This window comes from Ruegeria sp. CDSC051 (assembly GCF_059610665.1).
This window is the reverse complement of the sequence record NZ_JBXWOC010000005.1, coordinates 141,876-167,212: the sequence shown is the minus strand read 5'-3', so window position 1 is coordinate 167,212 and position 25,337 is coordinate 141,876. Positions and strand designations below refer to the sequence as shown.

23 protein-coding genes are annotated in these 25,337 nt (G+C 58.3%); 22 read left to right on the top strand and 1 reads right to left on the bottom strand.

Features of this window, described 5'->3' with window-relative positions; translation table 11 throughout:
* Position 1: 1 nt before the first annotated feature.
* The 9 genes from rsmH (at position 2) to AC2FH0_RS13430 (ending at position 10,648) form a co-directional block, all read left to right on the top strand.
* Entirely contained in the window at positions 2-994 is a 993-nt protein-coding gene (gene rsmH / locus AC2FH0_RS13470) for a 16S rRNA (cytosine(1402)-N(4))-methyltransferase RsmH (protein ID WP_496706729.1), read from the top strand.
* Positions 991-1,359, top strand: a complete 369-nt coding sequence (gene ftsL, locus AC2FH0_RS13465; RefSeq protein WP_142635053.1) for a cell division protein FtsL — start codon at positions 991-993, stop codon at positions 1,357-1,359. Before rsmH ends, ftsL begins: the two co-directional genes overlap by 4 nt.
* Positions 1,356-3,143, top strand: coding sequence for a peptidoglycan D,D-transpeptidase FtsI family protein (locus AC2FH0_RS13460; protein WP_496690904.1), 1,788 nt, complete (start codon positions 1,356-1,358; stop codon positions 3,141-3,143). Before ftsL ends, AC2FH0_RS13460 begins: the two co-directional genes overlap by 4 nt.
* 21 nt (positions 3,144-3,164) lie before the next feature.
* Positions 3,165-4,646, top strand: coding sequence for a UDP-N-acetylmuramoyl-L-alanyl-D-glutamate--2,6-diaminopimelate ligase (locus AC2FH0_RS13455; protein WP_496789572.1), 1,482 nt, complete (start codon positions 3,165-3,167; stop codon positions 4,644-4,646).
* Positions 4,643-6,037 (top strand): UDP-N-acetylmuramoyl-tripeptide--D-alanyl-D-alanine ligase, encoded by a 1,395-nt coding sequence (locus AC2FH0_RS13450; RefSeq protein WP_496789570.1) that lies wholly within the window; start codon positions 4,643-4,645, stop codon positions 6,035-6,037. Before AC2FH0_RS13455 ends, AC2FH0_RS13450 begins: the two co-directional genes overlap by 4 nt.
* 24 nt (positions 6,038-6,061) lie before the next feature.
* Positions 6,062-7,144, top strand: a complete 1,083-nt coding sequence (gene mraY, locus AC2FH0_RS13445; RefSeq protein WP_142635045.1) for a phospho-N-acetylmuramoyl-pentapeptide-transferase — start codon at positions 6,062-6,064, stop codon at positions 7,142-7,144.
* Positions 7,145-7,366: 222 nt separating this feature from the next.
* Positions 7,367-8,695, top strand: coding sequence for a tetratricopeptide repeat protein (locus AC2FH0_RS13440; protein WP_496789569.1), 1,329 nt, complete (start codon positions 7,367-7,369; stop codon positions 8,693-8,695).
* Between the two features lie 72 nt (positions 8,696-8,767).
* Positions 8,768-10,162 (top strand): UDP-N-acetylmuramoyl-L-alanine--D-glutamate ligase, encoded by a 1,395-nt coding sequence (murD, locus tag AC2FH0_RS13435; protein ID WP_496789567.1) that lies wholly within the window; start codon positions 8,768-8,770, stop codon positions 10,160-10,162.
* Between the two features lie 111 nt (positions 10,163-10,273).
* Positions 10,274-10,648 (top strand): glycine zipper family protein, encoded by a 375-nt coding sequence (locus AC2FH0_RS13430; RefSeq protein ID WP_246097157.1) that lies wholly within the window; start codon positions 10,274-10,276, stop codon positions 10,646-10,648.
* Here the strand turns inward: AC2FH0_RS13430 and AC2FH0_RS13425 are convergent.
* The gene (locus AC2FH0_RS13425; RefSeq protein ID WP_496789566.1) at positions 10,645-11,826 is read right to left on the bottom strand and encodes a BaiN/RdsA family NAD(P)/FAD-dependent oxidoreductase; all 1,182 of its coding nucleotides are present in this window, start codon (positions 11,824-11,826) and stop codon (positions 10,645-10,647) included. The two genes, AC2FH0_RS13430 and AC2FH0_RS13425, sit on opposite strands and share 4 nt — an antisense overlap.
* 483 nt (positions 11,827-12,309) lie before the next feature.
* On the opposite strand from AC2FH0_RS13425, the gene ftsW reads away from it, so the two are divergent.
* The 13 genes from ftsW to AC2FH0_RS13360 all read left to right on the top strand — a co-directional run bounded on the left by ftsW (position 12,310) and on the right by AC2FH0_RS13360 (position 25,332).
* Positions 12,310-13,473 carry a putative lipid II flippase FtsW gene (gene ftsW, locus AC2FH0_RS13420; RefSeq protein ID WP_496689711.1) on the top strand — a complete coding sequence of 388 codons (1,164 nt, stop codon included), beginning with the start codon at positions 12,310-12,312 and terminating at the stop codon, positions 13,471-13,473.
* Positions 13,473-14,570 carry a UDP-N-acetylglucosamine--N-acetylmuramyl-(pentapeptide) pyrophosphoryl-undecaprenol N-acetylglucosamine transferase gene (locus AC2FH0_RS13415; RefSeq protein WP_142635037.1) on the top strand — a complete coding sequence of 366 codons (1,098 nt, stop codon included), beginning with the start codon at positions 13,473-13,475 and terminating at the stop codon, positions 14,568-14,570. The genes ftsW and AC2FH0_RS13415 overlap by 1 nt, the downstream gene beginning before the upstream one ends.
* Entirely contained in the window at positions 14,567-15,964 is a 1,398-nt protein-coding gene (gene murC / locus AC2FH0_RS13410; RefSeq protein ID WP_282021454.1) for a UDP-N-acetylmuramate--L-alanine ligase, read from the top strand. Before AC2FH0_RS13415 ends, murC begins: the two co-directional genes overlap by 4 nt.
* A gap of 88 nt (positions 15,965-16,052) precedes the next feature.
* Positions 16,053-16,301, top strand: coding sequence for a DUF2484 family protein (locus AC2FH0_RS13405; protein WP_142635033.1), 249 nt, complete (start codon positions 16,053-16,055; stop codon positions 16,299-16,301).
* Positions 16,298-16,552: a DUF2484 family protein gene (locus AC2FH0_RS13400; RefSeq protein ID WP_142635031.1), complete on the top strand. Its 255-nt coding sequence runs from the start codon at positions 16,298-16,300 to the stop codon at positions 16,550-16,552. Before AC2FH0_RS13405 ends, AC2FH0_RS13400 begins: the two co-directional genes overlap by 4 nt.
* Positions 16,553-16,597: 45 nt before the next feature.
* Complete coding sequence (murB, locus tag AC2FH0_RS13395; protein WP_496789565.1) at positions 16,598-17,524, top strand: UDP-N-acetylmuramate dehydrogenase; 927 nt, start codon at positions 16,598-16,600, stop codon at positions 17,522-17,524.
* A gap of 104 nt (positions 17,525-17,628) precedes the next feature.
* Entirely contained in the window at positions 17,629-18,549 is a 921-nt protein-coding gene (locus AC2FH0_RS13390) for a D-alanine--D-alanine ligase (RefSeq protein ID WP_496789563.1), read from the top strand.
* Positions 18,537-19,532 carry a cell division protein FtsQ/DivIB gene (locus AC2FH0_RS13385; RefSeq protein ID WP_496789561.1) on the top strand — a complete coding sequence of 332 codons (996 nt, stop codon included), beginning with the start codon at positions 18,537-18,539 and terminating at the stop codon, positions 19,530-19,532. Before AC2FH0_RS13390 ends, AC2FH0_RS13385 begins: the two co-directional genes overlap by 13 nt.
* Before the next feature lie 8 nt (positions 19,533-19,540).
* On the top strand, positions 19,541-20,875 hold the full coding sequence (gene ftsA, locus AC2FH0_RS13380) for a cell division protein FtsA (protein ID WP_281972769.1): 1,335 nt from the start codon (positions 19,541-19,543) through the stop codon (positions 20,873-20,875).
* Positions 20,862-21,275 (top strand): hypothetical protein, encoded by a 414-nt coding sequence (locus tag AC2FH0_RS13375; RefSeq protein WP_496789560.1) that lies wholly within the window; start codon positions 20,862-20,864, stop codon positions 21,273-21,275. The genes ftsA and AC2FH0_RS13375 overlap by 14 nt, the downstream gene beginning before the upstream one ends.
* A 347-nt stretch (positions 21,276-21,622) precedes the next feature.
* Positions 21,623-23,230 carry a cell division protein FtsZ gene (ftsZ, locus tag AC2FH0_RS13370; protein WP_496789559.1) on the top strand — a complete coding sequence of 536 codons (1,608 nt, stop codon included), beginning with the start codon at positions 21,623-21,625 and terminating at the stop codon, positions 23,228-23,230.
* Positions 23,231-23,442: 212 nt separating this feature from the next.
* A complete protein-coding gene (gene lpxC, locus AC2FH0_RS13365; RefSeq protein WP_496690894.1) occupies positions 23,443-24,363 on the top strand; it encodes a UDP-3-O-acyl-N-acetylglucosamine deacetylase in 921 nt (306 codons plus the stop codon).
* A gap of 126 nt (positions 24,364-24,489) precedes the next feature.
* Positions 24,490-25,332, top strand: coding sequence for an outer membrane protein assembly factor BamD (locus AC2FH0_RS13360; RefSeq protein ID WP_142635022.1), 843 nt, complete (start codon positions 24,490-24,492; stop codon positions 25,330-25,332).
* The last annotated feature ends 5 nt before the right edge of the window (positions 25,333-25,337 follow it).

The following is a 25,337-nucleotide window of genomic DNA, read 5'->3' as shown; positions in this document are numbered from 1 at the left end:
CATGGCCGGTGCGCAAACCTCTTCTGACAAACCACATATTCCGGTATTATTGCGCCCTTTGCTGGCTGCAGTCTCTCCGGTGTCGGGTGTTTGGTTGGACGGAACCTTTGGTGCCGGGGGATATACCCGTGGCCTGCTCGAGGCAGGCGCGGACAAGGTCGTCGGTGTTGATCGTGATCCGCTGGCCTTTGAAATGGCCGCGGACTGGGCCAAGGGCTATGGCGATCGGCTGGTGATGCAGCCCGGCGTCTTTTCGCGTCTGGACGAATACGCGCAGGACTTGGACGGGGTGGTGCTGGACCTTGGGGTTTCCTCCATGCAGCTGGATTTGGCCGAGCGTGGCTTTTCCTTTATGAAGGACGGCCCGCTGGACATGCGCATGAGCCAGGACGGCGAAAGCGCGGCTGATCTGGTCAACACTGCAAGCGAAGCGCAGCTCGCCGACATCCTGTTTCACTATGGTGAAGAACGCGCCAGCAGGCGAATTGCCAGGGCTATCGTAAAGGCGCGGGCGGAAGAGCCGATCACAACCACTTTGCGGTTGGTGGGGCTTGTCGAATCCTGTCTGCCCAGGCCCAAACCCGGTCAATCGCATCCCGCGACACGCAGCTTTCAGGGGCTGCGCATCGCGGTGAATGCAGAATATGAAGAATTGTTCCAGGGCCTGATGGCCGCTGAGCGCGCGCTGAAACCGGGCGGGCAGCTGGCTGTTGTGACATTCCATTCGATCGAAGATCGCATGGTAAAGCGGTTCTTTCAGTCGCGGGCGGGCAAAACCGGCCGGGCCAATCGCTATGCGCCCGAAATTGAGCAGGACCTGCCGCAATTTACGCTTAAAACCCGTAAGGCGGTGGGGCCGGACGATCAGGAATTGCAGGAAAATCCGCGTTCGCGCTCAGCCAAGCTGCGTGTTGCTGTGCGCACCGAGGCTCCGGCAGGGGAAATTGAAGCCCGTGCCATTGGGATGCCGCAACTAGGGGGAAGGGCAAAATGAAGAGTGTATTGTATGTGTTGACTGCCTTGGCCGTGTTCGGGGTCGCCCTTTGGGCGTATCAAGAGAACTACCGCACCCAGCAAGTTGTGAAAGAAACGCAAACACTGCAACGAGAGATCGGCGTGGCACAGGTCCGACTGGCCGTTCTGAATGCGGAATGGGCTTATTTGAACCGTCCTGATCGTCTTCGAGAGCTGGCGGATCTGAATTTTGAACGTCTCGGCCTGCTGCCCTTGCGAGCAGAGCAGTTCGGACGCGCGGATCAGGTTGCCTATGCCGAGGATCCGGATCTTCCGATTGTCGATCCCATCGAATTGCAGGCGATAACCAACATTAAGGCGTTGGGAGAGGTGCAGTTCCCATGACGCGCACGCCCCTCCGCCCTCTGGCCCGTGTCCTGGATGCGCGCGCACGCGGTGAAAACCCCAAGGTTATCGAGCGCGAAAACATCCAGAAGCGCCATGAAGATATGAAGGACAGGGCCCGCGCTCGGGCCGAGGGCCGTTTGCTGGTGCTGGGTCTTTTCTTCTTTTGCGCCTTCTCGGTGGTTGGCGTTCGGATGGGGATGCTTGCGACATCCGAGGCGCAAGAGCCCTTGGCCAACGCCCCCGGTGCCACAATCGCGATGCAGCGCGCCAATATTGTTGACCGCGAAGGGCGCATTCTGGCGACCAACCTGGACACCTATTCCGTCTATGCCCAGCCGCCGTTGATGATCGATCCGATTGCCGCCGCGGATCAACTGGTGGCAATCTTCCCGGATTTGGAAAAAGAGCGTCTGATCAAGGATTTCACCGGCAACCGCAAGTTCCTGTGGATCAAAAAGCGTATCTCGCCCGAGCAGAAGCAAGCCGTGCATGACATCGGTGATCCAGGTATTCTGTTTGGCCCCCGCGAAATGCGCCTTTACCCGAATGGCAAGCTGGCAGCACATATCCTTGGCGGGTCAGGTTTTGGGCGTGAAGGCGTGAGCGCTGCCGAGGTGATAGGCGTGGCCGGGATTGAAAAGCAGTTTGACGATTATCTGCGGGACCCTGCCAACGGAAACAAGCCGCTGCAACTCTCGCTGGATCTGACTGTACAGGCCGCTGTCGAACAGGTGCTTTTTGGTGGCATGAAGATCATGAACGCCAAAGGCGCCTCAGCCGTTTTGATGGATGCGCATACGGGCGAGGTCATCTCGGCGGCGTCGCTGCCATCCTTTGATCCCAATGATCGCCCGCGCCCCCCGACGTCGGGGTTCGATCCATCGGACAGCCCTTTGTTCAACCGCTATGTGCAGGGCGTTTACGAGCTGGGATCGGTGTTCAAGATATTCACCGCCGCGCAGGCAATTCAGCTTGGTCTGGTGAACTCTGAAACGATCATCGACACCTCGGGTCCGATGAAAATCGGGCGTTTTCCGATTGGTGAGTTCAACGGCAAGAATTACGGCAAGATCAGCGTGGCGGATGTGATCGTCCACAGCTCGAACCGGGGTACTGGGCGTCTGGCGCTGCAAATTGGCGCGCAGCGGCAACAGGAATTCCTGCGTTCGCTGGGCATGTTCGAACCCACCCCGTTCGAGATTGTCGAAGCAAAAGGTGGCGAACCGCTCAAGCCCAAGAAATGGGGTGAGCTGAGCACCGTGACCATTTCTTATGGCCATGGCTTGTCGACCAGCCCGATGCATCTGGCTGCGGGGTATGCGGCGATTGCCAATGGCGGATACTATGTCAGCCCGACCATTTTGCGCCGGAGCGGGTCACAATATGGCCCGCGCGTGATGTCTCTGGGGGCTGCGACGCAGGCACAGAAGATGCTGCGCAAGGTTGTCACCGATGGCACGGCCAGCTTTGGCGATGTCGCCGGGTATGACGTGGCGGGCAAAACCGGTACCGCAGACAAACCCAAGCCGCGCGGCGGGTATTATGATGACAAGGTCATTGCCACATTCGCCACGATCTTCCCGGCTTATGATCCGAAATACGTGCTGATCGTCACGCTGGATGAACCGTCCATCGTGGCCTATGGCGAAAAGCGCCGGACGGCGGGGTGGACAGCCGTCCCTGTGGCCGCGGAATTGATCGGACGGATTGCCCCACTGCTGGGCCTGCGTCCCCGGCTTGAGCCTGAGGCGCGCGCTGCTATAACGCTGACCTCGAATTAGGCGTCCGGCGAAAGGTGGGTCATGGGCACTAGGACTAAGAAACTCAGCCAACTGGCCCTGACTGCGCGCGCAGGTGCGAACCCCGACATCACCGGGTTGGCCGTTGATAGCCGCGAGGTCAAAGACGGTTATCTGTTTGCGGCACTTCCGGGAACGCGGGTCCATGGCGCAGAGTTCATTCAATATGCTCTGCGCATGGGGGCCGCCGCAATCCTCACCGATGCCGAAGGGGCCGAGGTCGCAGCGGGCGTGCTTGCGGGGACGGATGCCGCGCTGGTGGTGGTTGAAGACCCAAGGCAGGCGCTGGCAGGATGCGCAGCACTGTGGTTCGGAAAGCAGCCTCAGACCATCGTGGCTGTGACGGGGACCAATGGTAAAACCTCTGTCGCGACCTTTGTCCGCCAAATCTGGATGGAACTGGGTCATGCCGCCGTCAACCTGGGCACAACCGGGGTCGAAGGCGCATGGACGGCCCCTTTGGCGCATACAACGCCCGAACCGATCACCCTGCATCGGTGTTTGGCCGAGGCGGCTGAGAATGGCGTGACGCATGCGGCGATGGAGGCATCCTCGCATGGTCTCGAGCAGCGCCGCCTCGACGGGGTACAGTTGGCGGCAGCGGGTTTCTCGAATTTCACCCAGGATCATCTGGATTATCACGAAACCTTCGAGGCGTATTTTACCGCCAAAGCAGGACTTTTCGACCGCGTGTTGCCTCAGGACGGCACGGTTGTGGTCAACATGAGCGATCCAAAGGGTGGGCAGGTTCGTCGTATCGCTGAAACCCGTGGACAAAATGTGCTGACCGTTGGATTGGGTGATGCAGATCTGTGTCTGCTCAATCAGCGCTTTGATGCAACCGGGCAGGATCTGCGGTTTTCGTGGCAGGGTAAGGTTTATCAGACCCGATTGAACCTGATCGGTGGGTTCCAGGCTGAAAACATCCTGCTGGCATGTGGGCTGGTGATCGCTGGTGGCGAAGATCCCACGCGTGTTTTCGAGACCCTGCCGCATCTGACGACGGTCCGGGGACGGATGCAACTGGCTGCGACGCGTGAAAACGGGGCTGCTGTGTTTGTCGATTACGCCCATACGCCAGATGCTGTGGCCACGGCACTCAAGGCTTTGCGCCCTCATGTTATGGGCCGGCTGATTGCCGTCATCGGTGCCGGCGGAGATCGTGATGCGACCAAGCGCCCGCTGATGGGCAAGGCTGCGACCAATAACGCTGATGTGGTATTTGTCACCGACGACAATCCCCGCACCGAAGACCCGGCCACCATTCGTACTGCGGTGATGCTGGGCGCGCCCGAGGCGACCGAGGTGGGTGATCGTGCCGAAGCCATCCTGCGCGGCATAGATGCCCTGCAACCGGGTGATGCGCTGCTGATCGCCGGTAAAGGGCACGAGACAGGACAGATCGTGGGCGATCAGGTTTTACCTTTCGACGACGTAGAACAGGCCAGCATCAGCGTGGCCGCCCTCGATGGGAGGGTGGCATGACGCTCTGGACTGCGGCTGAGGCTGTTGCGGCCACTGGCGGGCGTGCCACCGCCGATTGGCAGGTCAATGGCGTATCCATCGACACCCGCGCATTGCAGCCCGGAGATCTGTTTGTTGCGCTGAAGGCGGTGCGCGACGGCCACGATTTTGTGGCGCAAGCGCTTGAGAAGGGCGCAGGTGCAGCGCTGGTCTCGCAGATACCCGAAGGCGTTTCCCCGGACGCGCCGTTACTGATCGTCGAGGACGTGCAGACCGGGCTTGAGGCGCTGGGGCAGGCGGCCCGCGCGCGGACAGAGGCGCGCGTGATTGGCGTGACCGGGAGTGTCGGCAAGACATCGACCAAGGAAATGCTGGCCAATATTCTGGAAACGCAGGGGAAGACCCATGCCAGCGTTGCCAGTTACAACAACCATTGGGGTGTGCCGCTGACGCTTGCCCGGATGCCGCGCGACACTGAATTTGCCGTGATAGAAATCGGGATGAACCACCCCGGAGAGATTGCTCCGCTGGCGCGTCAGGCCCGCCCGCATGTGGCCTTGGTTACCACCGTCGCGGCAGTCCATCTGGAAGCATTCGAGTCCGTCGCAGGTATTGCGAAAGAGAAAGCCGCAGTATTCGAAGGGTTGGTCCCAGGCGGTGCGGCCATCGTGAATGCGGATATCGAACACGCCGACATCCTGCGCCAATACGCAGATGAGGCCGGAGCAGGGATCGTCGATTTTGGGCGCGCTGCGTCAGATTACGTGCTGACCGATGTTGTGCAGAAACCGGACTCGGTCCATGCAACGGCCAGGGTCGACGGAAAAGCCATCTCCTTTGATGTGCAATCAGCAGGCACTCATTTTGCTATGAATGCACTTGGGGCATTGGCGGCCTGCGTTGAACTTGGTGTTGACCTGAACGAAGCCATCGCAGGCTTGGGCAACTGGTTGCCGGTAAAAGGTCGCGGCGTTCGCGAGCAGATTTCACTGGCGGATGGTGGTCAGGTCGAATTGCTGGACGACAGCTATAACGCCAATCCAACTTCGATGGAGGCTGCCTTGGAAGTTTTGGCCGCCTCACAGGGCAGGCGCCGGATCGCGTTTCTAGGTGATATGAAAGAGCTGGGCGCGCAAGAGATCCCCATGCATGCAGCGATGGCGCATGTCGCGGCTATGACGCAGATGGATCAGGTTCACTGCATTGGCCCGCTTATGAAAGCGCTTTACGATGCGTTGCCAGCGGAAAAGCGCGGACTTTGGTTTGAGACCAGCGTTGAGATGGCTGAACGGCTGCCAGAGCTGATCTGCGCAGGCGACACTGTTCTTGCCAAAGGATCACTCAGCATGGCGCTGGCGCGAATTGTTGACGGTTTGCGGGAAATGGGGCAAGGGGACGCGCTTGAGCCATGATCGCCGCACGGGAAAGGTATTGATATGCTCTATTGGTTGACCGGCCTGTCGGACGGAGGGGATTTTTTCAATCTCTTCCGGTACATCACGTTCCGGGCGGGCGGTGCCTTTATGACAGCGCTGATTTTCGGGTTTATCTTTGGCAAACCGCTGATCAATGTTCTGCGCCGCAAGCAGGGCAAAGGGCAACCGATCCGGGATGATGGCCCCGAGGGGCACTTTTCCAAGGCGGGTACGCCGACCATGGGCGGCTTGCTGATCGTGGGCGCGCTTGTCACATCGACACTGGTTTGGGCACGGTGGGACAACCCCTATGTCTGGATGGTCTTATTCGTAACGTTGGCCTATGCCGCCATTGGGTTTGCAGATGACTATGCCAAGGTCTCCAAGCAAAACACCAAAGGTGTTTCTGGAAAAATGCGGTTAGGACTTGGTGTGATTATCGCGGTTCTGGCGTCTATTTGGGCCACGATGCACCACCCTGAGGCGCTGCAGAATCAGCTTGCGGTGCCGGTATTCAAAGACACGCTGCTCAATCTGGGGATATTCTACATTCCCTTCGCGATTGTCGTGATCGTTGGGTCCGCAAATGCGGTGAACCTGACTGACGGGCTGGACGGGCTGGCGATCATGCCCGCAATGATCGCCGCATCTACCCTGGGGATTATCGCCTATGCAGTGGGCCGGGTCGACTTTACCGAGTATCTGGATGTGCATTACGTGCCCGGAACCGGCGAGATCTTTATTTTCACCTCGGCCCTGTTCGGCGCTGGCCTTGGGTTTCTATGGTACAACGCGCCGCCTGCTGCCGTGTTCATGGGCGATACTGGATCGCTTGCCTTGGGCGGCGCTTTGGGAGCGATTGCGGTGGCCACCAAACACGAATTGGTGTTGGCTGTCGTCGGAGGTCTGTTCGTGGTCGAAGCGCTGAGCGTGATCATCCAAGTGCTGTATTTCAAACGCACAGGTCGTCGCGTGTTTCTGATGGCCCCGATCCATCATCACTATGAGAAAAAGGGGTGGGCAGAACCCACCATCGTGATCCGGTTCTGGATCATTTCTCTGATCCTGGCGATGATCGGTCTGGCCACGTTGAAAGTGCGCTAACAACGCCCGTTCTCTGCAGGTTTCGCCCGAACTCAGGCGAAATCCACCTTCCAAACGCGCCACATGCCGGTATGGTGGCGCAATAGATTATGGATTGGTGCGGCGTTGGATTGGCTTGCAGATTTTGGGTTTTCCATTTGGGCTTGGTTTGGGGATGAGGATCACCAAAACAGGGTGACGGCAATTTCGGCTGCGGTCGCAGTTTTCTTGCCGTTAATCGGGATGGTACTGGGGGCGATCTGGTTTTGTATTCAATGGATATCGCCAAAACCAAAACCCCTGCAGAACGACCAAAAACCAATTCCGCTTCCGGACGTCAACGTGCTGACTCTGGATCAGCATTTGGCGATTCTAGAGAAACGAGAGCATCAGTTAGAGCAGAAACTGGCAACTGCCCATGATGATGAGAAAGCGCAGTTAACTGCGCAGATCTCTGAGCTTAAAAATCAGATGGCCAATCCAGACGCGTCGCTTGCAACAGCGCGAAAACGTATTGCCGAGTTAGAAGCGCTGCTGGAACGATCCGGCAATGAAATCGGCGGAGACCGTCTGGCAGAGGCGCGGGAAGCTTTGGAAAAAGGCGACTACTCCATTGCGGATAATTTGTTTGCCGAGATTGAGGAACGCCGCAAACTGGAGATCGAGGAAGCCGCGCGCGCGGCCTTTGGCCGTGGAGAGATCGCCGAGGCTGAAATCCGCTGGGCCGATGCCGCTGCGCACTACGCCCGCGCGGCAAAACTGGATGCACGTTTTGAGAACTTGCGAAAGGCCAGTGATCTTGCCGAGCGCTCTGGCAACTATGACGTAGCTTTGCGCTTCAGTGGTGAACTTCTAGAAGTTGCTCGATTGGATGAAGCACATGAACGCCTCGCTCAGGCTCTCAACGAACACGCAATCAACTTAAATGCGTTGGGTCGATACGAAGAGGCCGAGCCGCTTTATCGTGAAGCGCTGGAGATTGACCGCAAAAAGCTTGGTGTCGAGCATCCCATTTATGCCATCCATCTTAACAACCTCGCCTTGTTGCTCAATGCAACGGGTCGTTACGAAGAGGCCGAGCCGCTCTATCGTGAGGCGCTGGAGATTGGTCGCAAAACGATCGGTGCCGGGCATCCATACTATGCCACCCGACTGAGCAACCTCGCGGGGTTGCTACGGTCAATGGGTCGTTACGATGAGGCTAAACCGCTTTATCGTGAGGCGCTTGAGATTGACCGTAAAGCGCTTGGAGTCGGACACCCTGGTTATGCAACGGACCTTAACAACCTCGGCTTGTTGCTTAAGACAACAGGTCGGTACGAAGAGGCCGAACCGCTTTTTCGCGAGGCGCTTGATATTGGTCGCAAAACGATCGGTTTCGAGCATCCTGCCTACGCAACTGGCCTCAACAATCTAGCCGGATTGCTGGAAAAAACTGGTCGCTATGATGAGGCCGAGCCGCTTTATAACGAGGCGCTGGAGATTCTTGAGAAGGCACTTGGTTCGCAGCATCCAGATACGTTAACCGTCCAGAAAAACTTGAATGACTTGCGCGCAAACAGGCCCAGCTAACCGCGCTTGCATTCCACCTCGCGGCCTGTACAGGGTAGTCTGCGCGGCAAACTGCAAGGATGGAGTGCACGAATGATCCCGGTCAAAGGGTTTTCAGGACAGAAAGTTGCGGTTCTGGGGCTGGGTCGGTCTGGCCTGACCACGGCGCGCGCCTTGCGGGCCGGTAAGGCCGAACCCGTCTGCTGGGATGATAATCCGGCTGCACGCGCGGCGGCCGAAGCCGAAGGGTTCACATGCTGCGATTTAGGCCGTCACGGGGCATTTGATGATGTCGCCACTCTGATCGTGTCGCCGGGGATCCCCCATCTGTACCCAGAGCCTAACCCGGTCGTGGCTGCCGCGCTTGAGGCCGGGGTACCGGTGGATAACGATATCGGTTTGTTTTTCCGCTCGTTCGCTGGGCCGGAATGGGACAATCTCGATACTCCGCCCCGCGTGGTTGCGGTGACCGGCTCGAACGGGAAATCAACCACCGCAGCACTTATCCATCATATCCTGACCGAAGCTGGCCGCGAGGCGCAGTTGGCCGGGAACATAGGCCGCGGCGTTCTGGATATTGAACCGGGGGGCAATGGCTCGGTCGTGGTGTTGGAACTGTCCAGCTATCAGACAGAGCTTGCGCGGTCGCTGACACCCGATGTGGCCGTTTTCACCAATCTGTCGCCGGATCATCTGGATCGTCACGGCGGCATGGGGGGCTATTTCGCCGCCAAGCGCCGTTTGTTTGCCGAAGGCGGCCCTGACCGGGCCGTGATCGGTGTGGATGAGGACGAAGGCGCCTTTCTGGCCGGTCAACTGGCCGAAGCGCCAACGGATGACCGGGTGATCCGTATCTCGGTTGCCCGCAAGTTGACCGGACCCGGATGGCAGGTATTCGCGCGCAAAGGGTTCCTGTCGGAATATCGCAAAGGGCGACAGGCGGGGTCGATTGACCTGCGCGAGATCAAAGGTCTGCCCGGTGCACATAATCACCAGAATGCCTGTGCCGCCTACGCCACGTGCCGCGCGTTGGGTTTGGCCCCTCGGATCATTCAGGATGCGTTGCACAGCTATCCGGGCCTGCCGCATCGCAGTCAGATCATCGCCGAAGCGGATGGGGTCACCTATGTGAACGATTCAAAGGCGACCAATGTCGACAGCGCAGTAAAGGCGTTGAACGCGTTCAAGAAGGTCCGCTGGATCTGTGGCGGGCTTGAGAAAGAGGGCGGGTTGTCTGCACTCAACTCAGCCAGTGAACATGTGCTCAAGGCTTATGTGATCGGGCGCGAAGCTGCCGGATTTGCAATGCAGTTACAGGCAGATACCCTGGTTTGCACCACAATGGCAGAAGCCGTTGAACAGGCAATGAACGACGCGCAGTCGGGCGAGACGATTTTGCTGGCCCCTGCCGCAGCCAGTTTTGATCAATATGACAATTTCGAACAACGCGGTGAGGATTTTGCAGAACAGGTTCGTAAACGGCTTTAGGACACGCCATTTGCAATAGATCGCCGGTTGGGCCAAGCTGAGATGCTATCAGCTTGACGCGCCATATTTTTTGGTTTTGCTACCCGTCAAATTCAACACGAGGTTATGACTATGCCATATCGTAAGTTTTCCCTGATCCTGCCTGCCATTCTGATTGCGGGTGCCTGCACCAACACTGGCGCAAACTACCAGCCGATCATCGATGGTCCGGTTGGCCCTAATTACAACGTTGATCTGCAGCAGTGCCAACAGCTTGCGGCATCGCAGGCATCTGTTGATGGCACCACGGCCGGGAATGCAGCCATCGGCGCCGTTGGCGCAGCCGCAGTGACCGGGATCGTACAGGACAGCAGCGATAATCTGGGCCGTGCTGCAGTTGCAGGTGCGTTGGTTGGCGCCGGTGCGGATGTGATCAACAAGAACCAGAACAAAGAAGTGTTGGTGCGTAACTGCATGCGTGGCCGTGGGTACAACGTCGTAGGTTAAACGCGACCGGCGATTGCAGTTCCAGCGGCATGGCCTGAGGACCATGCCCATTGGAAATTGTACCCGCCCAGCCAACCGGTGACATCCACCGCTTCACCTATCGCATAGAGGCCGGGGACATCCCTGGCCTCCATCGTTTTTGACGACAGATCATCGGTGTCGATGCCGCCCAGCGTGACCTCGGCGGTGCGATAGCCTTCGGTCCCGGACGGGGTCAGATGCCAGTTCGACAGGGCCTCGACCAGGTCCGAAAGGGCGGTGTCCGATTGGTCGGCCAAATTGCCTTGCATGGGAATGTGTTGGCTCAGGAAATCGACCAATCGCGCGGGTAACTGCCGGGAAAGTTCAGTAGTCAGGGCTTTGCGTCCGCTGTTTTGGCGCTGATCTCGCAGCAGGTCGAACAGTGGCATATCCTGGATCAGGTTGACCCGGATCGCCTCACCCTCGCGCCAGTATGAGGATAGTTGCAGCGCAGCTGGTCCGCTGAGGCCGCGATGGGTGAAAAGCAAAGCCTCGTCAAAGCTGGTCCGGTCGTTCGACAGCCGCGTCGGCAGCGAGACACCGGACAGGTCCTTGAATCTGCCGTCGGTAAAGGTGAACGGCACCAGAGCCGCGCGTGTCTCGGTCATCCGCAATCCAAACTGGTGTGCGATGTCATAAGCCAGACCCGTCGCCCCCATTTTAGGGATCGACTTGCCACCCGTGGCCAGAACCAGATTGGTGCAGGTCAGGGCATGACGCTGTCCCTCGCGTTCAACCGTCAACGCGAAACCAGTGTCGGTTTTGCACAGGTCCTTCATCTCGGTCCTTACCCACAGCTCGGCCCCGGCGCGCTCTATTTCATCCAGCAACATTTGGATGATCTGTTTCGAGGAACCGTCGCAGAACAGCTGTCCCAGTGTTTTCTCGTGCCAAGCGATGTCATGACGCCCGACCATTTCAATGAAATCCCACTGCGTGTAGCGCGCCAATGCGGACTTACAGAAATGCGGGTTCTGAGACAGGAAGTTGCCCGGCCCGGCATACATATTGGTGAAATTGCACCGCCCGCCGCCCGAGATGCGGATTTTCTCACCCGGCGCCTTCGCGTGATCGATCACCAGAACGCGCCCAACGCAATGGGCTGCACACATCAAGCCAGCAGCACCGGCGCCCAGGATGATCGTATCATAAGTCATGCTCGGGGGATGGCGTGGAATGACTGGGATGGCAAGGGGGAGACGTAAACACGCGCTGCAAACGTCTGTCCGTGACTGTGGCTCCGTCCTCTGATTGGTTTGGGAAAATGGTCTGAAATTGGCAGTTGGAACACTTGTGATGTTGGCCGGAATACCATGTGCCAGAATACGCCCGACAAGGAAGCTCAATTTGACGCACTGCACAGGAGGGCGGTTCAGTGATCACGCGCATTTCCCAAGTCACAGTTCGACTGGGAAAAAAGGCTGAATTGGTCGAATCCAGAAGGATAAAGCACTACGATCTTGTTCCCTAGGTGATCCGAACGCCCGGTACGGGAAGCCCTGAAGCGGATCACTGGCTTGAAGGCGCTAATTTCCCCCTGTCGCGGCGTCATTCCACTAGCCCAAACGCTAAAACCCCTGTAGACTCGCACATAGACCCCGAAAACGGGGCGTTGACGAGGCAGATAGTGGCGGTATCTCATGACTGAGATGGTGTATGGCGCGGTCCAGGACCAGCGCGGAGAACCGATTCTACCAAAGTGGTGGCGGACGATTGATCGTTGGACGATGTCCTGCGTACTGATCCTGTTTGTCATCGGGCTGTTGCTGGGGCTGGCCTCATCGCCGCCGCTGGCTGGTCGCAACGGGTTCGATCCGTTCCATTACGTCGAACGCCAGGCGTTGTTCGGCGGAATGGCGCTTGTTGCGATGCTGCTGACTTCGATGATGTCGCCCACACTGGTTCGACGTCTGGCGGTGTTGGGGTTTCTTGCTGCTTTTGTCGCGCTGGTCTTCCTTCCCGTCTTTGGCACAGATTTTGGCAAAGGTGCGGTGCGCTGGTATTCGCTTGGCTTTGCCTCGCTGCAGCCGTCTGAATTTCTGAAACCCGGGTTTATCGTTGTGGCGGCCTGGTTGCTGGCCGCGTCACAACAGATCAACGGCCCGCCCGGTCGGCTATGGTCTTTTGCGCTGTGCATGGCGATTGTCGCCATGTTGGTTATGCAGCCCGATTTTGGTCAGGCCTGCCTGATCCTGTTTGGCTGGGGCGTGATGTATTTCGTTGCCGGTGCGCCGATGTTGTTGCTGGTTGGTATGGCGGGGTTTGTCGTGCTTGGCGGTATGTTCGCCTATTCCAACTCGGAACATTTCGCCCGACGCATTGACGGGTTTCTGAACCAAGAGGTCGATCCGACCACCCAGCTGGGCTATGCCACCAATGCGATCCGCGAGGGCGGGCTTTTCGGTGTCGGCGTGGGTGAAGGGCAGGTGAAATGGTCGCTGCCCGATGCCCATACGGATTTCATCATCGCTGTCGCGGCCGAGGAATATGGCCTGATCCTGGTGCTGATCATCATTGCACTGTATTCGCTGATCGTCGTGCGGTCATTGCTGCGGCTGATGCGCGAGCGCGACATGTTCATCCGCCTGGCGGGCACCGGTCTGGCCTGCATGTTCGGGGTTCAGGCGATGATCAATATGGGCGTCGCCGTGCGCCTTTTGCCTGCCAAAGGCATGACTTTGCCGTTCGTCAGCTATGGTGGGTCCTCGCTGATTGCAGGTGGTATTGCAATCGGCATGCTTCTGGCGTTTACCCGCACCCGCCCACAGGGCGAACTTGGTGATATTCTACGCGGACGAGGCTGATGGGCAAACCCTACCTTCTGATTGCGGCTGGCGGGACCGGGGGCCACATGTTCCCGGCTCAGGCGCTAGCCGAGGCGATGCTGCACAGGGGCTGGCGTGTGCGCTTGTCCACCGATACGCGCGGCGCACGATATACGGGTGGCTTTCCGCATTCGACTGAAATTGTCGAGGCGTCCTCGGCCACATTCGCCCGTGGCGGACTGCCCGCCAAACTGATGGTCGGTCCCAAGATCGCAGGTGGTGTCGCCGGTATGGCGTTTCAGATGTTGCGCGACCGACCGGACGTCGTGGTCGGCTTTGGCGGCTATCCCTCAATCCCGGCGCTGGGCGCTGCGACGATGTTGAAGATCCCGCGTATGATCCATGAACAGAATGGCGTTTTGGGCCGTGTGAATCAGCTGTTTGCGACTCGCGTGGCGCAGGTGGCTTGTGGTGTCTGGCCGACTGATCTGCCGGACGGTGCAAAGGGCATACATACCGGCAACCCGGTTCGGGCCGCTGTGCTGGACCGGGCTGCGGCAGGCTATATCCCACCGGGCGATTACCCGATGTCGATCCTGGTGATGGGTGGCTCGCAAGGGGCGCGCATCCTTAGTCAGATTGTGCCCGAAGCGATTGCCGCGCTGCCTGATGAGATGCGCCGACATATTCGTGTCGCACATCAGGCCCGCGACGAAGACGGCGCCCGTGTTTCCGCGTTTTATGACGACCACGGTATCCGTGCCGAAGTGAAACCGTTCTTTCAGGATGTGCCCCGTCGTATGTCCGATGCGCAGCTGGTGATATCACGCTCAGGCGCGTCAAGTGTGGCGGATATATCCGTCATCGGACGGCCCTCGATCCTGATCCCGTATGCCGCCGCAGCGGGCGATCATCAGACCGCCAATGCACGCGGGCTGGTTCAGGCCGGAGGGGCAATCATGATCCCAGAGAACCTGCTTGACGTTCCTTCGCTGACACAGCAAATCACCGCAGTTCTGACAAACCCCGAAGCCGCGCAAAAGATGGCCCATGCCGCCTTATCGACCGGCGCACCGGACGCGACCGAGCGTTTGGTCGCCCAGGTCGAACAGTTGGCCCAGAAGGAGACCGCATGACCCCAGCAACCAAACTGCCGCAGGATGTCGGGCCGATCCATTTCGTGGGTATCGGCGGGATCGGGATGTCGGGCATTGCCGAGGTGCTTTTGAATCTGGGCTACCGGGTGCAGGGCTCGGACCTGAAAGCGTCGAAAATCACCGACCGCCTTGCTGGTCTGGGCGCCGAGATCTTTGTCGGTCAAAGCGCTGAAAACCTTGAGAACGCCGCCGTGGTTGTGGTGTCGACCGCGATCAAACCGGGCAACCCGGAGCTGGACGGTGCCCGTGCGCGGGGCCTGCCAGTGGTGCGTCGGGCCGATATGCTGGCCGAGTTGATGCGCTTGAAATCCAACATTGCCATTGCCGGAACCCACGGCAAGACCACCACCACCACGATGATGGCTGAACTGATGGTGGCAGGGGAATTTGACCCGACCGTGATCAATGGCGGTATCATTCACGCTTATGGCTCGAATGCGCGAATGGGGCAGGGCGAATGGATGGTGGTCGAGGCGGACGAATCCGACGGCTCGTTCAACCGTCTGCCTGCGACCATTGCCATTGTCACCAATATCGACCCCGAGCATATGGAGCATTGGGGCGATTTCGACCAGCTGCGCGACGGGTTCTACGAATTTGTCTCGAACCTGCCGTTTTACGGGCTTGCCGTCTGCTGCACCGACCACGCCGAAGTGCAAACACTGGTGGGTCGCATCACAGACCGGCGCGTGCGGACTTATGGTTTCAACGCGCAGGCGGATGTGCGGGCCGAGAACCTGACCTATAAGGGCGGCGTCGCACATTTCGACATTCACCTGCAATACGAAGACAAGAGGATCGAGGGCTGCACCCTGCCGATGCCAGGCGACCACAACGTCTCGAACGCGTTGTCTGCGGTTGCTGTTGCCCGCCATCTGGGCATGAAAGCCGCCGAAATCCGCGAAGCGTTGGCTAATTTCGGTGGCGTCAATCGTCGCTTTACCAAAGTGGGTGAGGTCGATGGTGTCACGATCATCGACGATTACGGTCACCACCCGGTTGAAATCGCAGCGGTTCTGAAAGCCGCACGCCAGGCCACCGAAGGCCGTGTGATCGCGGTCCATCAACCCCACAGGTATTCGCGTTTGTCTAATCTGTTCGATGATTTCTGTACCTGTTTCAATGACGCCGACGTTGTTGCCATCGCCGATATTTTCGCTGCCGGAGAGGACCCGATCGAAGGGGCGTCCCGCGATGACCTGGTTCAGGGGCTCATCCGGCATGGGCATCGACATGCCCGCGCTTTGATGGACGAATCCGATCTTGAACGTCTGGTTCGTGAACAGGCCCGCCCCGGAGACATGGTTGTCTGCCTTGGAGCCGGTACGATCAGCGCCTGGGCCAATGGCCTGCCTTCGCGCTTGCAGAAATAACAGGCGATGTGACGTAATGGACTCTTTTGTGGTGCAACCCTAAAGAGTGATCGTGCAACCGCAGAAAAAGCGGTCTCGGAGGCAAGATTTGGCGTACTCGGTATTATTTGCAGGGTTGTGGGTCATAGCGTCGACTATCGTGGCCATGCTACCGATGCGCCTGCAATTTCCACCGGGGATTGTGTTGGTTATCGTTGCGCCGGCGCTGATTGTCTGGCTGGGTTACGATTTCGGCTGGTTCTTTTCGGTCCTGGGCTTTGCGGCTTTTGCATCCATGTTCCGCAACCCAATTCGCCACTATTGGCAACGTTGGACAGGCCGAGGGGACGACGAATGAATTGGTCCATTGCCCTTGCCGCCCTGTGGGGAGTTGTTGCGAATGTGCTGGCGATGATCCCCAGCAAGGATAATCACTGGACCCGCGCCTATTTCTTGATTGCTGCGGGTATTCCTATCGTTGGCTATGTCACGCTGCAGAACGGCCCATGGATCGGGTTGATTGTTCTGGTTGCTGGGATCTCGGTACTGCGTTGGCCCGTGATTTATCTGGGCCGGTGGTTGCGTCGGATCCTGGGTGCCGCGCAATAGCGGATACAGCTTGCTTTGGCGGTTCAAATCCGCGAATTAGCGGCCATGACTTCTGTTCCCTCGCCACGCGGCAAGCTCACCCAGAACCGCCCGCTGAATGATCTGACCTGGTTGCGGGTCGGAGGACCGGCGGATTACCTCTTTCAACCCGCCGACCAGGAAGACCTGCAGCAGTTTCTGCGCGACTTACCTGACGATATCACGGTTTTCCCGATGGGCGTCGGCTCGAACCTGATCGTCCGGGACGGAGGGCTGCGCGCCGTAGTGATCCGGTTGGGCCGGGGATTTAATGGCATCTCGATTGAGGGCAACATTGTCACCGCAGGCGCGGCGGCGCTGGATGGGCATGTGGCGCGCAAGGCAGCTGATGCGGGCTTGGACCTGACGTTTTTGCGAACCATTCCGGGGTCGATTGGCGGCGCTGTGCGGATGAATGCGGGATGTTATGGCAGCTATACGGCGGATGTTCTGTGCAAGGCGACGATCATCACGCGGCAAGGGCAGGTCGTCGATCTGACGCCCGAAGAACTGAATTTTCGCTATCGTCAGTCGGATCTGCCTGAGGGGGCAGTGCTGATCTCGGCCACGTTCGAAGGCCCCCTAGATGATCCTGATGAACTGCATGCCCGCATGGACTCGCAGTTGAAAAAGCGGGATGAGACCCAGCCGACCAAAGATCGCAGCGCGGGCTCGACCTTCCGCAATCCGGCCGGGTTTTCCTCGACGGGCCGCGCAGATGATGTGCATGACCTCAAGGCCTGGAAGGTGATCGACGACGCGGGAATGCGGGGCGTGATGCGGGGCGGAGCGCAGATGAGCCCCAAGCATCCCAATTTTCTGATCAACACCGGCTCTGCCACCGCTGCCGACCTCGAAGGGTTGGGCGAAGATGTGCGAAAAAAGGTTTACGAAACAAGCGGCATCACGCTAGAGTGGGAAATCATGCGGGTCGGTGATCCGCTGACAGATTAAAGCTCCGACCGTCAGACCCAAAACAGGCAAAATAGGGCGACGGATCAAAGGCATAAAGCAGGACGGACCACCACATAAGGTCCGCAGGATTTGAGGCGCACGACGTGGGTAGTTCGAGCAGGACAAACCCCAAAGTGGCGGTATTGATGGGTGGACCCTCGGCGGAACGTGAGGTGTCTCTCAGCTCTGGGCGCGAATGCGCAGCCGCCCTAAGGGGAGAAGGCTTTGAAGTGGTCGAACTGGACGCGGGTCCGGACCTCTATGCGCGCCTTTTGGATATCAAGCCGGATGTGGTCTTCAACGCTCTGCATGGTCGCTGGGGCGAGGATGGCTGCGTGCAGGGTCTGCTGGAGTGGTTGCGTATTCCCTATACCCATTCGGGTGTGCTGGCTTCGGCGTTGGCCATGGACAAGCAGCGCAGCAAAGCGGCGTTCCGTATCGCGGGTCTGCCAGTCGCCGAAAGTGTGATCGAGGCCAAATCCGAAGTTGCCGCGCGTCACACGATGGAACCGCCCTATGTGGTCAAGCCCAACAACGAGGGTTCCAGCGTCGGCATTTATCTGGTGCATGAGGGCGCCAACACTCCACCGAAACTGGCAGACGACATGCCCGAACTGGTAATGGTCGAACAATATGTGGCTGGCCGCGAGTTGACCGTCACAGTCATGGGCGACCGCGCCCTGACCGTGACAGAAATCATGACGGATGGCTGGTACGATTACGATGCCAAGTACAAGCCGGGCGGGTCGTGGCATGTGCTGCCTGCTGAAATCCCGCAGGACATTTTTGACCTGTGTATGGGCTTTGCCAAACAGGCGCATGATCTGTTGGGTTGCAAAGGCGTCAGCCGCACAGATTTTCGGTGGGATGACAGCAAGGGCGCAGAGGGCTTGTTCCTGCTGGAAACCAACACCCAGCCAGGAATGACGCCGACGTCACTGGCTCCGGAACAGGGCGCGCATTGCGGGATAACCTTCGGCCAGTTTTGCGCATGGATGGTGGAGGACGCATCATGCGACCGCTGACAGCCACCCGTGCGCCGGTTATCCATCGGTCAAAGCCACTTGCCGGTCCGGATGCCGATTTCGCTTCGGGGGACCGCAACAATGTAGAACCCAAGTTCCGCCTGCGGCGACTTTGGGGGCGTAAGTCATCGGCGTTTGATCCGGCGCCGTCCCGCCTAAGCTATCGGTTGCAGCGCTGGATGTTGACGCCTGGTGTTCGCCGTGGCCTGAAATACGGGCTGCCGGTCTTCGCTGTGTGTGCTGCGCTTGGCGGGTATTTCAGCTCTCAGGACCGGCGCGAAGCGATTGTGGCTCATGTCCATGATGTGAAAATCTCGATCCAGCAGCGACCAGAATTCATGGTCAACCTGATGGCGATTGATGGGGCGGGAACCAACCTTTCGGAAGACATTCGTGAAGTGGTGCCGCTGGACTTCCCAATCAGTTCCTGGGACCTGGATGTCGAACAGATGCGCGAAACGATCACAGGATTGGATCCGGTTAAATCAGCCTCTGTGCGCATCCGTCCAGGAGGTATCCTGCAGGTGGATGTTGTCGAACGGCAGCCCGCCTTTGTCTGGCGTACCCGCCGAGGGGTCGAATTGCTGGATGAAACTGGCGCGCATGTTGAAATCATCGCATCGCGGCAGGATCACTCCAATCTGCCACTGATCGCGGGTGAGGGCGCGGATTCCTATGTACCCGAAGCGCTGCAACTGACTGCCACAGCCAGCAGTCTTGGCAATCGGGTGCGCGGTCTGGTGCGAATTGGCGAACGTCGCTGGGATCTGGTTCTGGATCGCGGTCAGCGCATCATGTTGCCGACAGAACGGCCAGTGCGCGCATTGGAACGCGTGTTGGCCGTGAACGAGGTTCAGGATCTTCTGGAACGCGATGTGGCCGTGGTGGATATGCGCCTGGGTCAGCGACCAACAATCCGAATGACCAAAGCCGCCAGCGAAGACTGGTGGAATACAAAAGTAGATGTGAGTAGTGGGCAGTAACGACAATGATGACCGATCTTTATCAGTCCCAACGGGCCATGCGGCAAATGCGCAGGCAGGCGATGCAACGCGGCGTTGTCGCTATTCTGGATGTCGGGAGCTCAAAGATTTCCTGCCTTGTTCTGCGGTTCGACGGCGCCGGGCGTTTGCACGAGGACAGTGGCATCGGGTCTCTGGCCGGACAATCCGGGTTTCGGGTGATCGGTGCCGCGACCACGCGGTCCCGTGGTGTGCAATTTGGCGAAGTCACTGCGATGCAGGAGACCGAGCGCGCCATTCGAACCGCGCTTCAGGCCGCGCAGAAAATGGCAGATATCCGTGTCGACCATGTGATCGCCTGTTTCTCGGGGGCAAACCCGCGGTCCTATGGTTTGGATGCCCAGGTGGATCTGGAAGGTCAGCTGGTAACCGAGGCCGAAGTCGGCCGGGTTCTGAATGCCTGTGACGTGCCCGACTATGGTGCGGGCCGCGAAGTCCTACATGCTCAGCCGGTGAATTTTGCGCTGGATAACCGATCGGGCCTGATCGACCCAAGGGGTCAGATGGGGCAATCGCTGGCCGTCGATATGCACATGCTGACCGTGGACGCGGTTGCAATCCAGAATATCGTGCGCTGTATCAAGCGTTGCGATCTCGAATTGGCCGGTATCGCAAATTCGGCCTATGTCTCGGGTATTTCGGCGCTGGTTGAGGATGAACAGGAACTGGGTGCGGCCTGTATCGACATGGGCGGTGGCACCACGAGCGTGTCAATATTCATGAAGAAACACATGATCTATGCCGATTGCGTGCGCATGGGTGGGGATCATGTGACCAGTGACATCTCGATGGGGCTGGGCGTTCCGGCGTCTGTTGCCGAACGGATCAAGACATTCAATGGCGGCGTTCACGCGACAGGCGCGGATGACCGCGACCTGATCGACATTGGCGGTGATACCGGCGATTGGGAACATGACCGCCGTACCGTCAGCCGGGCAGAGTTGATAGGTATCATGCGTCCACGTGTCGAAGAAATCCTGGAAGAAGTGCGTGTACGGCTGGATGCGGCTGGCTTTGAGCACATGCCCAGTCAGCAGATCGTCCTGACCGGAGGCGGTAGCCAAATCATGGGGCTGGACGGGTTGGCCTCTCGTATTCTGGGCCAGCGTGTTCGCCTTGGTCGCCCGCTGCGGGTCCATGGGTTGCCGCAATCGGCCACAGGGCCGGGGTTCTCTTCGGTTGTGGGGCTAAGCCTGTTTGCAGCCAACCCACAGGATGAATGGTGGGATTTTGAAATCCCCGTAGACACTTATTCCGCACGCCCGTTCAAGCGCGCTGTGCGGTGGTTCCGTGACAACTGGTAAGGCCGCGATCGCGGCGCTGGTCATGGCTGTGCCGTCAGCGATAGAGGCTCAGACCCGTATCACACCCGAAGCCTTCCTGGGGGCCGTTCAAGGAAAGACCGTAAAGTTTCACGTCTATAACAGCGGTATGCTGGTCGGCACCGAAGAGTTCCTGAGCCCGACTCTCTCGGTCTGGCGTATGGAGGGCAAGGGTTGTGTGTACGGGAAAATTACAACTCCTAATGGGCAGATTTGCTTTCTGTACGACGATGACGAGGATGGTCTGCCAGTTTGCTGGTGGCCGTTTTTGTATGAAGACCAGTTGATGGTGCGAATGGTCGGTTTCTCCAGGACAGAAATTCAAGAGGTCAGGGACATTTCTGAGAAAGGTCTTAACTGCCCAAGTGCCCCAATTAGCTAAAGAAATATCTTGCAGGGGCTGTCAAAATCCCGCAAGATATCCACAGGGCCCGTCAGAGGCCTTGCGAGAGGGCTTGAGCAGTTTTCCGCAAACACATGTGAATGAATTGCAAGTGACGCGCCCGTCAGCGGTGGCGCGAGCGTCGCATGTTTTGTGGTGCTTTGAGATAATTCCGCAACATCTGGCAATCTCTGCCAAATACTGTTTTCAAGTGCCTTATTTCCTCCATATTTTGTGGATTTTCGCGATTTTTGGCGTGACGTTTGCCGTTTGGATCGGTAGGATTGTTAGTGGATAGGTAAGAAAAACACCGCGTTGGCGGGTTATATAAACAGGCGGACAGAAGCATGACATTGAATCTTTCGATGCCCGGGCACGACGAGCTGAAGCCTCGGATTACAGTTTTTGGCGTTGGCGGAGCGGGCGGTAACGCCGTCAACAACATGATTGAAAAACAGTTGGACGGTGTCGATTTTGTCGTTGCCAACACCGATGCCCAGGCGCTGCAGCAAAGCCAGTCTTCGTCACGAGTTCAACTAGGCGTGAAAGTCACCGAAGGTCTGGGTGCGGGCGCGCGTCCGACAGTGGGTGCGGCAGCGGCCGAAGAAAGCATCGAGCAGATTGTAGACCATCTGGCAGGCGCGCATATGTGCTTCATCACGGCCGGTATGGGTGGTGGCACCGGCACGGGTGCCGCACCGATCATCGCGCAGGCAGCGCGTGAATTGGGTGTTTTGACCGTCGGTGTTGTGACCAAGCCTTTCCAGTTCGAAGGCGCCAAGCGGATGCGTCAGGCCGAAGACGGTGTTGAAGCCTTGCAGCGCGTAGTCGACACGCTGATCATCATTCCAAACCAGAACTTGTTCCGTCTGGCCAACGAAAAGACCACGTTTACCGAGGCGTTTTCGATGGCGGATGACGTTCTGTATCAGGGTGTCAAAGGCGTGACCGACCTGATGGTGCGTCCGGGCCTGATCAACCTCGACTTCGCGGATGTTCGCGCCGTTATGGACGAGATGGGCAAGGCGATGATGGGCACGGGCGAAGCCACCGGCGAAGATCGCGCGGTTCAGGCCGCCGAGAAGGCCATCGCCAACCCGCTGTTGGACGAAATCAGCCTCAAGGGCGCCAAGGGCGTTCTGATCAACATCACTGGCAGCCACGACCTGACCCTGTTCGAACTGGACGAAGCCGCAAACCGTATCCGTGAGGAAGTGGACCCAGAGGCGAATATCATCGTCGGCTCCACGCTGGATACCGCAATGGAAGGCGGCATGCGCGTTTCGGTTGTGGCAACAGGTATCGACGCCAGCGAAAAGCAGGATGATGTGCCTGTCGCGCGTCGTTCGATGTCGGCACCGCTGACCCGTTCGGTTTCTGCAGAGGAAGCGGCCCTGGAAGAAATGTCAGTGGCGGCAAGCGCCGAACCTGAACCTCAGCCCGAACCAACGCGTGAACCTTCGCTGTTTGAAACAACTGAAGAGCCGATGGAACCGCTGTTCCAACCGCGCGCAGAACAGGATGATGACGGCCTGCCACCCCCGGCCTATCAGCCGCGCGTGGCCGAATTCGAGCCGACTCCCGAGCCGGTCGAATACGCCCCAGAAAGCTTTGTCGCACCTCAGCCGCAAGCACCCGCAGGATCGCCGTCACCTGAAGCGCTGAGGCGCTTGCAGGCAGCCGTCCAGAATGTACCTCCGGCTGAAAGAGGTCATCCTGCGCCTCGACCGCAGGAGGTCTCCGATAATCATGGGGATGCCGACCGCCCGCGATTTGGTTTTAACCGCCTGATTGATCGCATGACCGGCCACGCAGCCGATACTCCGGCGCAGCAACCGGCCCGCCAGCAGCCGGTATTGCGCCAATCTGACGCTACGGCACCTGCACATGTCGAGGACGACCCGGAGCAGGATCGGATCGAAATACCGGCCTTCCTTCGCCGTCAAGCCAACTGATCGCGGTAACAATATACTAAAGAGGGGCTGCCATTTGGCGGCCCTTTCTTATTTTAAAACAGTGCATTATCCCTATGTGAGCAGGGTTTTGCCGACCTGTCACATTCATGTTTCATTCGGTTGCAAAGAGTGAGTTGAGCCTTTTGACCTGCTTCCTTAGTTGAATGCCAACACGGCCATCACAGGTCGGACGCCACTCACCGAGGTCACACTTGCAACATACGCTCAAATCTCCGATCACGTTTACAGGCCTGGGGCTGCACAGCGGTAAGCCTGCGACGATGATCCTGAAGCCGGCTGCTGCTGGCCACGGCATCTGGTTCAAACGGACGGATATCGAGCTGGGCAATGCGTTGATCCCTGCAATCTACGATGTGGTCGATCGTACCCCGCTTTGTACCCGACTGGTCAATGAAGCGCGCGTTACGGTTTCCACCGTCGAGCATATCATGGCAGCTTTGGCTGGATGCGGTGTCCACAATGCGCTGATCGAGATCGATGGCCCCGAAGTGCCGATCATGGACGGGTCTTCGATTGAATTCGTTCGTGGCATCATGTTGAAAGGCGTGCGTCGTCAGGCAAGCCCGGTCCTGGCCTATGAAGTTCTTAAACCTGTGACCGCAACCCGTGAGGGTGCCAGTGCTTCGATTGCGCCTGCGGACGGTTTGATTATCGATTTTCATATCGATTTTGAAGACAGCGCCATTGGTCGTCAGACTAAGAGGCTGGATATGTGCAATGGCTCTTTTGCACGCGAGCTTAGTGATTGCCGGACATTCTGCCGTCGTACCGACGTCGAAGCGATGCGCGAGAACGGCTTGGCTCTTGGCGGCACGCTTGAAAATGCTGTGGTCGTTCAGGGCGACGAAGTTCTGACCCCGGGTGGCCTTCGCCACGCAGACGAGGCAGTGCGTCACAAGATGCTAGATGCTCTGGGTGACTTGTATTTGGCGGGTGGACCGATTCTGGGTCATTTCACCGGCGACAAGTCTGGTCATGCGATGACAAACACGCTGCTGCGCAAGCTGTTTGAAACGCCCGGTGCTGTGCGTCCGATCCTGTGTACCCCCGAACAGGCCGCGCGTCTGCCCGGGCAGGGTCTGGTCTGGGACGAAATCCCCGAAGTCGCCTGATTGGTTCCACTCTGCTGACAAATCCGCCAAAGGGCCTACTAAGGCGTTTTGCACTGGAATTTTATGTGCTAGACCAAGGCCCAAACCGGGGTATTCCCATTAAGCAAGACGACAAGGATTGGCGGAATGATAGGCACCAAAGCGGCGGTCAGATTCGCAGGGGCGGTACTTCTGACAGCAGTTTTGACAGCGTGCAACAGCGGGGGCGCTGACCGCAATCAGAACCTAGAAGGGTTCACCCCCGAACAGATTTTCACGCGTGGGGAATTTGAGCTGTCGGAGAATCGTTCCGACGATGCGGCGTGGTACTTCTCTGAGGTTGAACGTCTTTACCCTTACTCTGACTGGGCAAAGCGCGCGCTGATCATGCAGGCGTTTTCGTACCATGCAGATGAGAATTACGAAGAAAGCCGTGCAGCGGCACAGCGCTATATAGATTTCTATCCAACCGACGAAGATGCGGCCTATGCCCAATATCTGTTGGCACTCAGCTATTATGACCAGATTGACGAGGTGGGCCGCGATCAGGGCCTGACGTTCCAGGCGCTTCAGTCATTGCGCACGGTGATCGAAGTCTATCCGGACAGCGAATATGCAACCTCCGCCGTGTTGAAATTCGATCTGGCCTTTGACCATCTGGCTGGCAAAGAAATGGAGATCGGACGTTATTATCTGCGTCAGGATCACTATACTGCCGCGATCAACCGGTTCCGCGTTGTGGTAGAGGATTTTCAGACAACTTCGCATACCGCTGAAGCGCTCTATCGCCTGATCGAGGCCTATCTCTCGTTGGGTCTGGTGGATGAGGCGCAATCGGCCGGTGCAATTCTGGGTTACAACTACCAATCCTCGGAATGGTATGACGCTGGCTATAAGCTGCTGACCTCTCGCGGGCTGAAACTCAAAAGCCGCGGCAACAACTGGCTCAGCACGATTTATCGCCAGACCGTCAAAGGTCAGTGGTTGTAATCGCC

What these genes read in the sequence shown, in the direction of transcription:
- AC2FH0_RS13400 (WP_142635031.1), top strand. Translation starts at nt 16,298, where the DNA reads ATGAATTGGTCCATTGCCCTTGCCGCCCTGTGGGGAGTTGTTGCGAAT.
- AC2FH0_RS13425 (WP_496789566.1), bottom strand. Translation starts at nt 11,826, where the DNA reads ATGACTTATGATACGATCATCCTGGGCGCCGGTGCTGCTGGCTTGATG.
- AC2FH0_RS13385 (WP_496789561.1), top strand. Translation starts at nt 18,537, where the DNA reads ATGCGACCGCTGACAGCCACCCGTGCGCCGGTTATCCATCGGTCAAAG.
- AC2FH0_RS13415 (WP_142635037.1), top strand. Translation starts at nt 13,473, where the DNA reads ATGGGCAAACCCTACCTTCTGATTGCGGCTGGCGGGACCGGGGGCCAC.
- ftsA (WP_281972769.1), top strand. Translation starts at nt 19,541, where the DNA reads ATGACCGATCTTTATCAGTCCCAACGGGCCATGCGGCAAATGCGCAGG.
- murB (WP_496789565.1), top strand. Translation starts at nt 16,598, where the DNA reads ATGACTTCTGTTCCCTCGCCACGCGGCAAGCTCACCCAGAACCGCCCG.
- AC2FH0_RS13360 (WP_142635022.1), top strand. Translation starts at nt 24,490, where the DNA reads ATGATAGGCACCAAAGCGGCGGTCAGATTCGCAGGGGCGGTACTTCTG.
- AC2FH0_RS13440 (WP_496789569.1), top strand. Translation starts at nt 7,367, where the DNA reads ATGGTACTGGGGGCGATCTGGTTTTGTATTCAATGGATATCGCCAAAA.
- ftsW (WP_496689711.1), top strand. Translation starts at nt 12,310, where the DNA reads ATGACTGAGATGGTGTATGGCGCGGTCCAGGACCAGCGCGGAGAACCG.
- ftsZ (WP_496789559.1), top strand. Translation starts at nt 21,623, where the DNA reads ATGACATTGAATCTTTCGATGCCCGGGCACGACGAGCTGAAGCCTCGG.
- ftsL (WP_142635053.1), top strand. Translation starts at nt 991, where the DNA reads ATGAAGAGTGTATTGTATGTGTTGACTGCCTTGGCCGTGTTCGGGGTC.
- mraY (WP_142635045.1), top strand. Translation starts at nt 6,062, where the DNA reads ATGCTCTATTGGTTGACCGGCCTGTCGGACGGAGGGGATTTTTTCAAT.
- rsmH (WP_496706729.1), top strand. Translation starts at nt 2, where the DNA reads ATGGCCGGTGCGCAAACCTCTTCTGACAAACCACATATTCCGGTATTA.
- murC (WP_282021454.1), top strand. Translation starts at nt 14,567, where the DNA reads ATGACCCCAGCAACCAAACTGCCGCAGGATGTCGGGCCGATCCATTTC.
- AC2FH0_RS13455 (WP_496789572.1), top strand. Translation starts at nt 3,165, where the DNA reads ATGGGCACTAGGACTAAGAAACTCAGCCAACTGGCCCTGACTGCGCGC.
- AC2FH0_RS13450 (WP_496789570.1), top strand. Translation starts at nt 4,643, where the DNA reads ATGACGCTCTGGACTGCGGCTGAGGCTGTTGCGGCCACTGGCGGGCGT.
- AC2FH0_RS13460 (WP_496690904.1), top strand. Translation starts at nt 1,356, where the DNA reads ATGACGCGCACGCCCCTCCGCCCTCTGGCCCGTGTCCTGGATGCGCGC.
- AC2FH0_RS13430 (WP_246097157.1), top strand. Translation starts at nt 10,274, where the DNA reads ATGCCATATCGTAAGTTTTCCCTGATCCTGCCTGCCATTCTGATTGCG.
- murD (WP_496789567.1), top strand. Translation starts at nt 8,768, where the DNA reads ATGATCCCGGTCAAAGGGTTTTCAGGACAGAAAGTTGCGGTTCTGGGG.